The 13,674-nt window shown below is 27.8% G+C and carries 15 protein-coding genes; 3 read left to right on the top strand and 12 right to left on the bottom strand.

What is annotated here, in order from left to right:
• Positions 1 to 82: 82 nt before the first annotated feature.
• Positions 83 to 1,192 (top strand): DEAD/DEAH box helicase, encoded by a 1,110-nt coding sequence (locus CLCHR_RS09470; protein WP_079439469.1) that lies wholly within the window; start codon positions 83 to 85, stop codon positions 1,190 to 1,192.
• Between the two features lie 154 nt (positions 1,193 to 1,346).
• On the opposite strand, the gene pgaD is transcribed toward CLCHR_RS09470, so the two are convergent.
• The 3 genes from pgaD to CLCHR_RS09485 all read right to left on the bottom strand — a co-directional run bounded on the left by pgaD (position 1,347) and on the right by CLCHR_RS09485 (position 3,954).
• The gene (gene pgaD / locus CLCHR_RS09475) at positions 1,347 to 1,772 is read right to left on the bottom strand and encodes a poly-beta-1,6-N-acetyl-D-glucosamine biosynthesis protein PgaD (protein ID WP_079439470.1); all 426 of its coding nucleotides are present in this window, start codon (positions 1,770 to 1,772) and stop codon (positions 1,347 to 1,349) included.
• Positions 1,773 to 1,774: 2 nt separating this feature from the next.
• The gene (gene pgaC, locus CLCHR_RS09480) at positions 1,775 to 3,001 is read right to left on the bottom strand and encodes a poly-beta-1,6-N-acetyl-D-glucosamine synthase (protein ID WP_079439471.1); all 1,227 of its coding nucleotides are present in this window, start codon (positions 2,999 to 3,001) and stop codon (positions 1,775 to 1,777) included.
• A 254-nt stretch (positions 3,002 to 3,255) separates the two neighbouring features.
• The gene (locus CLCHR_RS09485) at positions 3,256 to 3,954 is read right to left on the bottom strand and encodes a cyclic nucleotide-binding domain-containing protein (RefSeq protein WP_079439472.1); all 699 of its coding nucleotides are present in this window, start codon (positions 3,952 to 3,954) and stop codon (positions 3,256 to 3,258) included.
• A gap of 195 nt (positions 3,955 to 4,149) precedes the next feature.
• Between CLCHR_RS09485 and CLCHR_RS09490 the strand changes: the two genes are divergently transcribed.
• Both CLCHR_RS09490 and CLCHR_RS09495 read left to right on the top strand, forming a co-directional pair.
• Positions 4,150 to 4,572 carry a DMT family transporter gene (locus tag CLCHR_RS09490; RefSeq protein WP_079439473.1) on the top strand — a complete coding sequence of 141 codons (423 nt, stop codon included), beginning with the start codon at positions 4,150 to 4,152 and terminating at the stop codon, positions 4,570 to 4,572.
• 19 nt (positions 4,573 to 4,591) lie between these two features.
• Positions 4,592 to 5,056 (top strand): DMT family transporter, encoded by a 465-nt coding sequence (locus CLCHR_RS09495; RefSeq protein ID WP_079439474.1) that lies wholly within the window; start codon positions 4,592 to 4,594, stop codon positions 5,054 to 5,056.
• Positions 5,057 to 5,124: 68 nt separating this feature from the next.
• On the opposite strand, the gene CLCHR_RS09500 is transcribed toward CLCHR_RS09495, so the two are convergent.
• The 9 genes from CLCHR_RS09500 to CLCHR_RS09535 all read right to left on the bottom strand — a co-directional run bounded on the left by CLCHR_RS09500 (position 5,125) and on the right by CLCHR_RS09535 (position 13,638).
• Complete coding sequence (locus tag CLCHR_RS09500; protein WP_079439475.1) at positions 5,125 to 5,937, bottom strand: M48 family metallopeptidase; 813 nt, start codon at positions 5,935 to 5,937, stop codon at positions 5,125 to 5,127.
• 52 nt (positions 5,938 to 5,989) lie between these two features.
• A complete protein-coding gene (locus tag CLCHR_RS09505; protein WP_079439476.1) occupies positions 5,990 to 8,029 on the bottom strand; it encodes an elongation factor G in 2,040 nt (679 codons plus the stop codon).
• A gap of 360 nt (positions 8,030 to 8,389) precedes the next feature.
• Positions 8,390 to 9,091, bottom strand: a complete 702-nt coding sequence (locus tag CLCHR_RS09510) for a lysophospholipid acyltransferase family protein (protein ID WP_079439477.1) — start codon at positions 9,089 to 9,091, stop codon at positions 8,390 to 8,392.
• Between the two features lie 488 nt (positions 9,092 to 9,579).
• Positions 9,580 to 10,011: an N-acetyltransferase gene (locus CLCHR_RS09515; RefSeq protein ID WP_079439478.1), complete on the bottom strand. Its 432-nt coding sequence runs from the start codon at positions 10,009 to 10,011 to the stop codon at positions 9,580 to 9,582.
• A 48-nt stretch (positions 10,012 to 10,059) separates the two neighbouring features.
• Positions 10,060 to 10,986 (bottom strand): ribonuclease Z, encoded by a 927-nt coding sequence (locus CLCHR_RS09520; RefSeq protein WP_079439479.1) that lies wholly within the window; start codon positions 10,984 to 10,986, stop codon positions 10,060 to 10,062.
• Positions 10,987 to 11,002: 16 nt separating this feature from the next.
• A complete protein-coding gene (gene yaaA / locus CLCHR_RS09525; RefSeq protein ID WP_079439480.1) occupies positions 11,003 to 11,788 on the bottom strand; it encodes a peroxide stress protein YaaA in 786 nt (261 codons plus the stop codon).
• Between the two features lie 66 nt (positions 11,789 to 11,854).
• Entirely contained in the window at positions 11,855 to 12,010 is a 156-nt protein-coding gene (locus tag CLCHR_RS24745; RefSeq protein ID WP_169896781.1) for a hypothetical protein, read from the bottom strand.
• Positions 12,011 to 12,329: 319 nt separating this feature from the next.
• Positions 12,330 to 12,926, bottom strand: a complete 597-nt coding sequence (locus CLCHR_RS09530) for an FMN-dependent NADH-azoreductase (protein WP_079439481.1) — start codon at positions 12,924 to 12,926, stop codon at positions 12,330 to 12,332.
• Between the two features lie 343 nt (positions 12,927 to 13,269).
• On the bottom strand, positions 13,270 to 13,638 hold the full coding sequence (locus CLCHR_RS09535; protein WP_079439482.1) for a desulfoferrodoxin: 369 nt from the start codon (positions 13,636 to 13,638) through the stop codon (positions 13,270 to 13,272).
• Positions 13,639 to 13,674: the final 36 nt, after the last annotated feature.

The raw sequence follows: 13,674 nt of genomic DNA on the forward strand, positions 1-13,674 counted from the left end.
ATATTATATAGAATAGTGCTTAACAAAAACTCAAATAATTAAATTAATAAATAATACATTATTTATGAAAGGTATGAAAAAAATGAATTTTAAACAATTAGGTCTTAGTGACGATTTAGTAAATATATTAAATAATTCTGGAATTAGTATCCCTACTCCAATTCAGGAACAAAGTATTCCTATTATAAATCAAGGAAAAGATATTATTGCTGAAGCAGCAACTGGAACCGGTAAAACGCTTGCTTTTCTTATTCCACTTTTTGAAACAATAAATCCAAAATCTGATGAAGTTCAAGCTCTTATACTCACACCAACAAGAGAATTAGCTCTTCAAATAACTAATGAGGCTAACAAATTAAAAGAAGTAAAAGATATAAATATATTAGCTACATATGGTGGAAAAGATATAGGATCTCAATTAAAAAAACTAAATAACAACATTCATTTAATTATCGCCACCCCCGGAAGACTATTGGATCATTTAGAAAGAAAATCTATAAACTTAAGTAAACTTAAAACTTTTATTTTAGATGAAGCAGATCAAATGTTATTTATGGGATTTAAAAATGAAGTTGAAGCAATTATAAAACAAATGCCTAAAAAGAAACAAATGCTATGTTTCTCTGCTACTATGGATTCAGCTGTAAAAAAATTAGCATATAGATATATGAACGATCCAGCCATAGTTTCCATCAAAAAAGAGGAGGTAACTTTAAATGCTATTAAGCAGGATGTTGTTGAAACAACTGATAGAAACAAGAGAGATGCTTTATGTAAAGTGCTAGATGAAGATAACCCATTCATGGCTATTATATTTTGCAGGACTAAGAGAAGAGTCGATGAACTTGAAGTAATTTTACATACACGTAAATACAACTGCGTGAAGTTACATAGTGATATTCCTCAAAACAAGAGAGAACGAATAATGAAGTCCTTTAGGAATGCAGATATACAATATTTAATTGCTACAGATGTAGCTGCAAGAGGCTTAGACATCAGCGGAATTACTCATATCTATAATTATGATATTCCTGAAAATGTTGAAAGCTATATTCACCGTATTGGCAGAACAGGAAGGGCTGGTGAAAAAGGATATACTTGCATGTTTGTAGATCCTAAAAACATGAGAGATTTGGATGAAATAGAACAGACTATTGGCTTTAAAATAAACAGACGAATTGTTGAAATATAAATTCAATTTTTCTTTATATTAAATAAAAACTGAAAAAATGAAATCTAGTTTTAAATAAATTTATATATACCTATCTCCATTATGGAATGTATTTATAGTTATAAATACATTCCATGCTAAAAATGAAGATATTTTTTGTACAATGTTGCACTATTTAAATTATTGTTTTTTCTAATTCGATTTTTTTATCATTTTGCATTTTTTCTATTTCCTCAACTGATAAGTTAAAATATTTAGCCAACTCTTCTGGTTTAATATCCTCTGGAAATTTTCTTCTTCTTAAATGTGCAAATCTTTTAAAATTATATTTTCCCCATCCATACATTACTATAAATAATATTAGTGATATTAAAATTGTCGCTAATATTATTCTTATGGTATTTTCTAAATTGCCAATCATAAAAAGCTTATCGTAAAAGTTAGTTAAACTAAACCCCCAAACAACTAATGACACTATTATCTGAATTAAATATCCTAGCATCAAACTCCATCCAAATACAGAAAAAAACCATTCAATAATTTTAAATTTCTTTTTTTGCTTTCCATCAATAATATTTTCATCTAAATCATCATGAGCCATTATTATAGCCCCCTGTCCGGACTATCCCACGTAGCAAATTTCAAATTCTTCTTCTTCGTTAATATTTTTATCAAGGCTCTTATTACTATAAATGCGTTTATATACCAATAAAATATCGGATACCATATAGCCCACAAATAATATTTCATTAAATTCTCATCGTATCTTTTATCCAATAACATTGCCACTAAAAATTGTAGTAAGCATAGTAACGCTAAATACTGACCCTGCCAAAAAAAATCTAAAAACGATTTTTGTCCCTGAATCGATTGTATTATAGTTATTGTAAAAAATATTGTCCATATAATTGCCCATAATATACTGAAAATTTGTTCAAAAAATATTGGAAATAATCTTCTATATTTTTTGCTAAAGAGAATATCATAATGTCTTAGTATCACTTCCATTCCGCCTTGTGCCCATCTTACCCTTTGTTTCCATAATCCTGATAATGTTTCAGGGACTAACATATAGCAAAGAGCCTTAGGTTCATATCGTACATCCCAAAACCTTTTTTGCAATTTCCAAGTAACTCCAATATCTTCTGTAATTAAATCTCTATCCCATAATCCACAATCAATCAGAGCCCTTTTCCTAAATGCAACAACAACCCCTGAAACCGTCATTACTTTACCTAATAATCTTTGTGTCCGCTTTATTAAACTTATTATGCTTGAAAATTCGCATAACTGAATTTTAGCTAAAAGAGAACTTCTATTTCTTACTCTTGGATTTCCCGTTACGGCACCTACTCTTTCCCCATAATTTGGAGCAATGAAGTGAGGAATCATGTAATTTAATGCATCCTTATCTAAATAAGCATCCGCATCTAACCCCACAATATATTCACCTTTAGATGCTATGAGTCCTAAATACAATGCATTGGCCTTTCCACTATTTGTCCTAAGTTGAATTATTCTTAACTTTTCATATTTATCTGCAAGACTATCTAAAATCACATCAGTTCTATCTTTGCTGCCATCATTGATAGCTATTAATTCATAGTGCTCATAATTTAATTTATCTAATTTTTCAATTGTTTCCTCTATTGTTTTTTCTTCGTTATAACATGGAATTAAAATTGAAACTAGAGGATGCTCTTTTAGATCTTTTTCTTCTTTCTTTTCTCTTCTAAAGTAAAATAGTATGCCACCAATTATCCAGCACATACTCATAACAAGTGGATACCAAAATATAAATTGATATAAGAAGTACATTATTAAATTCATTTCAGGATACCTCCAAGAATTAATTACTTGCTTATCCTTATAACATGTTTCTTATAAAATAAATTGTTAGAAAATAATATATTTTATAAAAATTTTTGCTTATATGATTATATTTTATATATTTATAAGTCTTTTTATGTATAAAATAGATATTAATTTAACGGTTTATACTCATAGATAATTTGTCACTACACAAAAAAGCTTTAGTGTTTAAACCAAAGCTTTTTTTATATTGAGGAAGACGAAAGATTATTTTATTTATATAGTTCTCCTGCTAAATAAAGTAATCTTTGTAAATCTTCTATTATATATTCTCTACCATGTTTCTCTAAAATTCCATCTAAACAAAATTTATTTAATGTTCTATTTAAATGCCTATAACTTGTTCCTAACAATTCAGCAATCTCACTATAATTTTCTTTAAACTTGAATTTTTTAACCTCATTATCTTCATTTTCGATATTTGTGAATGCAACTATATAACTTGCAAGTCTATTTTCAAGGGGATATAGTAAATTTATTGAGCTATTATTACTTCCATTTCTAAGTTTTTCACCTAAATAATCACATATTTTTAATAAAAATTTACAATCCTTAGTTAGATGTTTCCTCACTACCTCAAATTTGATACCTATACAATAAGTATCTTTTATGGTTTGAACACTACAATCAGTTTTATTATTTCTTACAAACTCAACATCTCCTATAATAGTAAGAGGACTATAAAAAGAAATTAGTAGCGATCTTCCATTTTCCAAATGCTTTGAAACTTTTGCTTTTCCTTTAACTAAGAAAAACATATTCTCTAAATGTTCGTTTTCTCTGCATATATAATCATTTTTATTAAACATATATAGTGACATATAATCTCTTACGTCATCAGAAAATATGTTGTTTAATTCATACTTTTTTATATAGTTTTCAAGCTTTTTATAATCTTCTACTTTAATCAATATTTCTTCTCCTAAACAATTTATATAAATAGAACTGTAAATATGACATTTGTCCTATTAGTATTTAATTATAATAACTTAAAATATAAAGAGCAACTCTTAAGTTTTGTTCAGAAATATTATTTAGGTTAAATTGCCTATTAGTAACTATGCATACTTAAATTGCAATTATTAATTATTTATAAGGAGACACATATGTATAATTTTTTATCATTTTTTATAGGAGTTCTTATTGCTATAATGATAGCTTTTAATGGAACATTATCAGATAATCTCGGAAATTATTATTCTTTAATTATAATTCATATTACTGGTTTTATAGTTATGATTGGAATATTATTTTACAAAAAACTCAAAATATCTTTTAAAAATAATATTCCACTATACCTATATAGTGCCGGAGCCATAAGTGTTTTTACTGTTATGATTAATAACTTAAGCTACACAGCTCTTGGAGTTTCACTCCCTGTAGCATTAGGACTTTTAGGACAGCTTTTAACTTCATTAGCTTTCGATTCCTATGGCTTTTTAGGAATGCCAAAAGTAATATTTAACAAGAAAAAGTTTATAGGATTATTAATTATTACTATAGGTATTTATATAATGACATTTATTTAAAAAGGAGGTTTTATAATATATGTTCTATATATTAATTTCAATTCTATCAGGTTCTATAGTTGTAACTTCGAGGATTCTTAATACTAAGCTTTCTGAAAAGATAGGATTAATGCAATCAAGTTTCTTTAATTATTTAACTGGTTTATCAGCTTCTTTAATTTTAATAGTTTTTTTAAGAGATAAATTGTCAACTAACCAATTTAATACAATACCTTTTTATGCTTATTTAGGAGGATTATTAGGAGTAATAATTGTTATTTTATCTAGTGTTATAACTCCCAAAATGTCGTCTTTCTATGCTACTTTAATTATTTTCATCGGACAACTTTTTGCTGGAATAGTTATAGACTGTCTAATTGATCAAACAATTCCTTTAACTAAAATAGTCGGTGGATTGCTTGTTATTGCAGGCTTAGCATATAATTTATATATTGATTATAATTCTGAAGAAATAGCAACTAAGTCAAAAGAAATCACAACTTAGATTATTAACGACTTAATGTTATAGCTTTGCTTTATTAATTCAAGAAAATGAGGTAGCTATTGCTACCTCTAAATATATAAATTTATTCCATTTTTTCTGAGCCATTCATGTTTTTCTTTATAATCCGGCATTATTTCTGATACTCTATTCCAAAAGTACTTAGAGTGATTTCTATGGTCCATATGACACATCTCATGTATAACTATATAATCTAATACATCAGCTCTTGCCATACTGCATCTCCAATTGAATAAAATTGCATTTTTCCCTGTGCAGCTTGCCCATCTTCTTTTCTGCTCTTTTACTCTTATTTCTGTAACCCTATCTTTAAAATTAACTGCATAAAAATCTATTCTTTTTTGTACGATTTTTAATGTTTCTGCTCTATACCATTTTTCTAGCGCCATTTTTATTTTCTCGTTATCCATTGTATTGGTATTTATTATAAATATTTTATTACTATAAATAGTTTTTTCAAGTTTATTACCTAACATCTCAATGTTATTTATATTTGTATATTCATTATTTAAAATTAACTCTTCATAACTTTGTTCTACTACTAAATCTATAGTTATTTTTTTATTCTTTTCATTAGATATTATTTTACATGGATACTCTTCTCCTAAATACATAAAAGTACTTCCCGTAGCAAAATCTCTTTTAACTTTTCTCGATGTCCTTTGTTGTATTTCCTTTTGCTTTTCCAAAATCCACAATGCCTTATTTTTTACTACTAATAAAATATATTCTTTACTAGTTCTTAATGGTGCACTTACAATAACTTCTCCACTGTCTTCAAGCTTGATGCAAATAGTTTTTCTTTTCTTCCTAACTAGACTAAATTCTATTTCTTTATTTCCATATTTGAATTTTAATTTCATTTGTTCTCCTAAATATTGATTAAATCTTTAAATTATAAGTTTAATATCCACTCTACAATTCAATTTCACAGTGCATTTCATCATCTGCTCTATCCCATGGAACTAAATAACCTTGCCCATGAGAACAAAATATTGAAGTTGAAGTATATTCTATATCAGCATTTTTATTATATCCCGTACCCTCAATTACCTCTTTACTGTTGTGACATCTATCATATCCATCAAAAATCAAACTAATACTTCCCTTACCTTTTGTAAATGCAATTACTTCCATACTGTAATCCATAAATGTCGCAACTGGCCCTCTTCCATTTATAATCACTTTATCCTCATGAATTTCCGCAGGATCAAAAGTTCCATATAACTTTTGAATATCTGATAGTACTCTTCCTATAAATTCACTAGATACTTCGATAGTGAATTTATAGTATGGCTCTAATAGTATATTTTCTACTTTTTCTAATCCTTGCCTTAACGCCCTAAAGGTTGCTTCTCTAAAATCCCCTCCACAAGTATGCTTATTATGAGCTCTTCCAGTAAGAAGTGTTATTTTCAAATCTGTTATTGGAGAGCCTGTTAACAATCCATGATGATCTCTTTCAAAGATATGAGTCCTAACTAGATTTTGATTTCCGAAGGTTAAATCATCGCTATGGCATTTATTTTCAAATACTATTCCAGCACCTCTAGGCAACGGCTCTAGTTTTAAATGCACCTCTGAATAATGCCTTAATGGCTCAAAATGCCCACGACCTATAGTTTCTTCTGAAATTGTCTCTTTGTAAAGAATTTGACATGGACCGAACTCTATTTTCAAATCAAATCTTTCATCCACTACTTCTTTTAATACTTCTAACTGAATTTTGCCCATTACATGCACATGTATTTCCTGAAGAACTTCATTCCAAATTATATTTAAAGCTGGATCTTCAGCCTCTAAAATTCTGAAATACCCTAACACTTCTCGAACATTACAAGACTTATCAAAAATGACCTTTGACATTAATGTCGGTACCATTTTATAATTAATTCTTTCTTTTAGCTCTCCAATACCATCACCTGCTATTGCTTTTGATATACCTGAAACAGCAAACAAATCACCAGCATTTACACTATCCACTGTCTTAAATTTACTTCCATTATATATCCTAATACTATTTATTTTTTCATTGATTTCATTTATATAATTAAATTTTGTCTCACCATCTGAACTTAATTCTTCTTGAATCTCGCCACCATAAGTGACTTCATCTTTAACTTTTAGAGTTCCTGTTAACGCCTTAATGAAAGTAATTCTATTTCCACTATCATCATAGCGGATTTTATATACACGTCCCGAAAACTTTTCATTCTCCTTATAATTTGTAACAGTTAACTTATCTAAATCCATTAAGAATTCTTTTATACCTTTATCTTGAAGAGCCGATCCTACAAAACAAGGATATACTTTACATTCCTTGATTAAGTTTTTTAATGTAGTATACCAAAGCTCATAATCGTAATTTCCTTCTAGGTATTTTTCTAAAAGTAAATCATCATATTCACTTACAAATTCTACTAATTCTTCTCCAAAATTAAATTTATCAGTATTTATCAAACTTTTCTCATTATTATCATTTAAATTACTATCAAAGTAAAATACATCATGAGTTAAATCCTTCTTAATTTCTTTTATGACTCTATCTTTATCCGCTCCAACTCTATCTAATTTATTAATAAAAAATATTGTTGGAACATTATATTTTCTTAGCAAATTCCAAACTGTTTTAGTATGTCCTTGAACTCCTTCAACACTGCTAATAATTATTATTGCATAATCCATTATAGCAATTACTCTTTCCATTTCAGTACTAAAATCAATATGTCCAGGAGTATCAACTAAATAATATCTAGAATTATTATATTCAAATACGCCTTGATCTGAAAATACAGTTATTCCACGCTGTTTTTCAATATTATGACTATCTAAAAATGAATCTTTATGATCCACTCTACCTCTGTTTCTTATACTATTAGTGTGGTAAAGCACTTGTTCTGAAAAGGTGGTTTTTCCTGCATCAACATGTGCTAATACTCCTATTGTCTTTTTCATATAATCATCCTTATTGTTTAATTTGAATGGTAAGTTGGGTAAAATATTTGGTAAAATCATCACTTTAAAAAGGCGAGTATTACATGAATATTAGAACCCAAACCATTAATAATATAACTTATTATACCATAAGAATAAGCAAGAAATTATGTAATATAGAATTTGTACGCAATACTTCAAATATTGCTTGATTATATATTTTTTAATACAATGATATAGCCCCTCTGTTCATTTTGCAGAGGGGCTATATCTTAATCTATTAATATTTTCATAATATTTTTTAAATTAGGGTTATAGGATTTATTAATTTAATAAGCTTAATTTCCTCGTTAACTCCTTATAAATATTATTGTAAGTTTCTTATTTTAAATTATCTATTATTATATTTCTAATGTCGCTTGCTAAAGTTCCTTCTTCTTCCTTAGTCAAATTTCTTGTTTCTATTGGTTTTCCGAATATAACTTTTATTTTTATAGATTGAAATTTTCTTGTATCTTCAAATGCCCTTGATGCTCTATCAATACTTACAGGTATAATTGGTGCTTTTGATTTTGTTGCAAGTTTTAAGCTGCCCCTTTTGAATTCTCCTACTTTACCTTCTTTATTTCTGGTTCCCTCTGGGAAAATGACCATAGAATTGCCTTCTTGTATATTTCTTATAGCTTCATTAATCGATGCCATAGCTGTTCTTGTATTTTCTCTATCAATAGGTACACATTTGCTATTTCTTAACCAGTATCCTATTATTGGAGTTTTTAACATCTCTTTTTTTGCTATAAAGCCCAAATTTCTCTCTGTAACATACAGTAATATAGGGATATCAAGTATACTAGAATGATTCCCGATAAATACGCATGTTTCATCTGGAATATTCTCTAGTCCCTTCACTTCTAAATCTATACCAATTATATTCATAGTAAATTTGCTCCAATTATACGCAACTTTTCTAAGGTATTCTAATGATGCTGCTTCACCTTTATTTTTCTTAAGGTATTCAAATTTAAATCCTTGAATTCTAAGCCATATCATATAAAAGCCATACACTATTTTTTTTAAAAACATTTTCCTGTCTCCTTTTTGACATCTTTAATAATTTAATTTTTTAAACATAATTATTAAAGCTCATTCAATATATCTTTTGTTTAAAATACTATTTTTTAAGTATATCAACATATTTTTCTACAATATTATACTATTTATTTTATAATTTTGCTAACTATATATTTGTCAAATTATTTTTTGTAGTTTTTTCTATATTTTATAGTTATGATTTCTATTGTTACTGTAGTGTTATTTTTCCCATAATTAGAGTTTTTATATGCCGTTTTCTATTACTAATCACATAACTTACCAATAATAAATTCTAGAATTAAGATTACTCCAAGAAAAAAGTTCGCTTGGAGTTTACAATTTTGAAATAACTATACTTTATTTTATTCAATTTTTGGGTAACAAAAAAATCCCTCCTATTTTGCTTAGGAAAGATTTTATATCTATTTTAGTAAAGAAAATTTAAATACAATAAAATATCTTTATATTAATTTTCAGCATTAACTGCGTTGTCTCATCATCATAAATTCAACTTTGTTTGTATCCTCATCTAAGTCTTCGCTTATTATTTTGAAATTATGTTTCTTATAAAAATCCACAGCATTTAGATTATCTTTATACACAGTTAAAGACAATTCATTATATTTATTTATAACAAAATCAATTAACCTACTACCAATTCCTTCACATTGATTCTTATTATCTACAAATAATGCACCAATAAAATTTTCATTAATAATACTTATAAATCCTTTTATTTCATTTTTATCTTTATAAACAAAAGTCTCAGAGTTTGGTATATACTCGTTTTTAACTACTTCATATTTATCAATCCAATATTGCTTATCTATAAAATCATGAGCTGCCATACTTGCATCTAACCATATCCTCATGATCTCATCAACTTCATTTTTATTCAATCTACTTATCATCTATTACACCCCAGCTAATATATATTTACTTTTCCTATTCACTATTGTTTAATCCTCTTCAAAATTCAACGTTGTTTTATATCTATCATAGCCAATTAAAGTATTCTTAAAAATCTCTGCTGCACTATTTAAATATATTTCTGGTTCGCTCATAGCGGTACCAAAGTGAGTTATCAATAAATTTTTAACTTTTCCTTTATGTGCTAATGTTGCAGCTTCCCTAAACGTCATATGCTTATTCTTAATAGCTTTAGGTAAATCTTCATCATCTCCATAAGTGCCTTCACATATAAATATGTCACTCTTTTCAATGAACGTATTTATGCTTTCTATAGGTCTCGTATCTGTAACTATGGTAATTTTTATTCCGTCCCTCTCTACACCCATAACCATATCATCTGTATAATTTATTTCATCAAAAGATATCTCCTTTTCACCTTTTTGTAGCCTTCCCCACAAATGTTTAGGAACATTGTTTTTTAATGCTTTTTCTACTTCAAACTTACGCCTTCTCTTAAAATAAAAACTATATCCAATGCAGGGAGAAGAATGATCTAATTCTATAGTTGATATCTCTGTATTCCAATTTATATTTTTATCCTTAATTTCAAATGATTCTTTTGGGTTTTCAATTATATTAATTTCGTAAGGTAGCCAATTAGCTATAACTCTTAATTTATTAACCGTATCAGCTATTCCTTCTGGTCCTATTATTGTTAAAGGCTCACTTCGTCCACTATTGCCAATAGTTCCAAGTAACCCCGGAAGTCCTACGATATGATCTCCATGAATATGTGTAATACATATGATATCTATATTTTTAAAACCTGTATTAGAAATTCTCATAGATACTTGTGTCCCTTCTCCACAGTCAATAAGAATCTTTCTTCCTTTATAGCTTAATAAAGTAGCTGACAAAAATCTATTAGGCATAGGCATTCCACCACCGCATCCCAATAAAAGCAAATCAACCATAACATTGACTCCTTTCTTATTTGTAAGAATAATTTTCCTCTCTAGTGAAAACTAGTTCATTACCATTTGATAGTTCCTCATTATATTCATAACCTTCATCATTAAACTTTCTTAAGTATTCTATACTTTTAATTTTATTTTTTATTATAAAAGAAGTCATTAGACCTCTTGCTCTTTTAGCCATTATCGATATTATTTTATATTCTCCATTTCTATATTCTTTAAAAATAGGTGTTATGACCTTAATATCATCTAATTCTTTAATATTTTCTATAGCTTTAAAATATTCATAAGAAGCTAAATTTACAAGCATCTTGCTTTCACCTTTTCTCACATCTTGAGCTATATTTTTTAATAATTTATTTCCCCAATAATTATATAAATTTTTATAACCATCAAAACTTAATTTAGTACCCATCTCTAATCTATATAAATTAATTCCGTCAAAAGGCTTTAAAACACCATATAATCCTGACAGAATCCTCAAATTATCATTTGCATAAAAAAAGTCTTCAATAGTATAACTTCCAACATCCATTCCCCTATACACATCACCTTTAAATGCAATGATGCATTGCCTTGCTGAATCTAATGAATCTGACCATGTTTGAAATCTTTTGTAGTTTAATGTAGATAATTTGGGACTTATTTTCATTATTCTCTCCAATGACAAAGAGTCAAATCCTTTTAGTTCGTGAACCAATTCTTTAGCTTCTATTAAAAATTGAGGCTCTGTCATTGGCAATGTTTCATTTACTTTTTCAAAATCTAAAGTTTTTGCTGGTGAAATTACTATCAGCACTAATCTTTTCCTCCTTGGATTATAATATTTTAAGCTAAGGATACAACTTTCTTCGTTTTCCATAACCTATTTATCAAATAATCCTCCACCATTTCCAACTTTTACTCCTTTCGAAGCTTTTCCTATAACTTTTGCTGCTTTTCTGTTATTTTTAGCATTGTTACTTTTTTGTTTTCTTTCCTCTATTAGCTTTTTCATCATTTCCATACTTTTATTATTCATTTGTATCTCCCATTCTCTAATTAATTATACATCTATTATACATAAAAAATATAATGAATTATATCAAAAAAACAAATAACTTAGGCGCCTGTAATGTTTAAAAATTACCCTTATGTTTTTTCTCAAAGAGTTGTTATTCTAAGGAAAAATAACCTTAATTTTATAGTGAATAATCGAGAACTGCTTGGACGAAATAATGTATGTATAAATTGATACTGTTTTAATTTTATTAGTTAAAATATAATATACTCACTCTTTTTAGCCTAAAAGGAAGTTAGCTTTTTATAAACTCTCTTCCTTTTATAGTTTTTAATCTTAGTTAAAAATTCTTTGCAATATCCTTTGCTCTATTAATCGCCTCATATAATTTTTTATCTGTATCTTCACCTTGAATGTCTAGCTTTTCCGTAGCTATTGTTGTAATATCCTTGATTCCAAAAAATCCAAGAATCGCTCTTAAGTAAATGCCATCCATTTCGTATGGAGTTTCTGCATATGCGCCGCCTCTCGTAGCTATGTATACAGCCTTTTTATTCTCTAAAAGTCCTATCGGCCCTTGTTCTGTGTACTTAAATGATATTCCTACTACGCTCACATAATCAATATACGCCTTTAGAATTGATGGAATACTTAAATTCCACATCGGTGCTGCAATTATATACTTATCAGTTTCTGCAAATTGATATGCATACTTTAGTATTGAATGACTTCTACTTTCTTCATCTTTAGGACCAAAAACCGCGCTTAAATCTTCTGTTTTTAAAAAATTAATGTTTTCTTTATATAAATCTAATGTTGTAATTTCATCTTCAGGGTTATTTTTCTTATATTCTTCAATAAAACTATCTGATATTTTAAAAGTTCTTGATTGCCCTTCTGGTTTTGCATTTGCTTTTATATATAATACTCTACTCATAATTAATCAATCTCCTTAATAATTTTTATTGGATTCATAATTCCTATACATAAGTTTGCACTTTTTTCTTCATTTCTATTACTAAAAAATAAGAATGAAATATACTATTAAACCATTCCAAATTACTTCTACCAATATTTTTATTAAATTAATATATAAAAATATTAAGGTAAATACTAATGGCAGGTTATCAAAACCTGATTGTCCCTAGAAAAACTTGAAACAATAACTTTTTTAACCTGCCATTAAATACTCTTAATCTATTCTTATTTTTAATATATTACTGTCTAATTTTTTAAGAAATTTATGTTTAACCATAAACGTTCAAGAAAACTAATTTAACTTATATTTCTGTTTTCCATAAACCATGTAAATTACAGTATGCATACACAATTGCTTTTCCTTTATCAACAAAGAACGCCTTTGGTTTATCACCTGGGGATAACGAAACTCTTTCCGTTCCTTTATCAGAAACCACTGCAATCCATTCTATATAATGTTCATTTGCCATTGGATGTTCAACCGAACCTACTGTCACATGGATTTGTCCATTTTCCCTAACTGCTACAGGAACATGCTTTTCTTGTGCAGCATCTGTAGTATTAGCTTCGAGCTTAGTCATCTCTTTGCCACAACAAACTAATTTTCCGCCTCCACTTTTAATAAGACCTACAATGTTCCCACATAATTCACAACGATAAAATGATATCATAATTAAACCACCCTTCACCATAGATTTATAATACAT

Origin of the sequence: Clostridium chromiireducens (assembly GCF_002029255.1) — a bacterium.
Lineage (GTDB): Bacteria > Bacillota > Clostridia > Clostridiales > Clostridiaceae > Clostridium > Clostridium chromiireducens.

Bases quoted from the DNA above. Each gene is read 5' to 3' on its own strand.
- CLCHR_RS09470 (WP_079439469.1), top strand. From the start codon at position 83: ATGAATTTTAAACAATTAGGTCTTAGTGACGATTTAGTAAATATATTA.
- pgaD (WP_079439470.1), bottom strand. From the start codon at position 1,772: ATGGCTCATGATGATTTAGATGAAAATATTATTGATGGAAAGCAAAAA.
- pgaC (WP_079439471.1), bottom strand. From the start codon at position 3,001: ATGAATTTAATAATGTACTTCTTATATCAATTTATATTTTGGTATCCA.
- CLCHR_RS09490 (WP_079439473.1), top strand. From the start codon at position 4,150: ATGTATAATTTTTTATCATTTTTTATAGGAGTTCTTATTGCTATAATG.
- CLCHR_RS09495 (WP_079439474.1), top strand. From the start codon at position 4,592: ATGTTCTATATATTAATTTCAATTCTATCAGGTTCTATAGTTGTAACT.
- CLCHR_RS09500 (WP_079439475.1), bottom strand. From the start codon at position 5,937: ATGAAATTAAAATTCAAATATGGAAATAAAGAAATAGAATTTAGTCTA.
- CLCHR_RS09505 (WP_079439476.1), bottom strand. From the start codon at position 8,029: ATGAAAAAGACAATAGGAGTATTAGCACATGTTGATGCAGGAAAAACC.
- CLCHR_RS09510 (WP_079439477.1), bottom strand. From the start codon at position 9,091: ATGTTTTTAAAAAAAATAGTGTATGGCTTTTATATGATATGGCTTAGA.
- CLCHR_RS09515 (WP_079439478.1), bottom strand. From the start codon at position 10,011: ATGATAAGTAGATTGAATAAAAATGAAGTTGATGAGATCATGAGGATA.
- CLCHR_RS09520 (WP_079439479.1), bottom strand. From the start codon at position 10,986: ATGGTTGATTTGCTTTTATTGGGATGCGGTGGTGGAATGCCTATGCCT.
- CLCHR_RS24745 (WP_169896781.1), bottom strand. From the start codon at position 12,010: ATGAATAATAAAAGTATGGAAATGATGAAAAAGCTAATAGAGGAAAGA.
- CLCHR_RS09530 (WP_079439481.1), bottom strand. From the start codon at position 12,926: ATGAGTAGAGTATTATATATAAAAGCAAATGCAAAACCAGAAGGGCAA.
- CLCHR_RS09535 (WP_079439482.1), bottom strand. From the start codon at position 13,638: ATGATATCATTTTATCGTTGTGAATTATGTGGGAACATTGTAGGTCTT.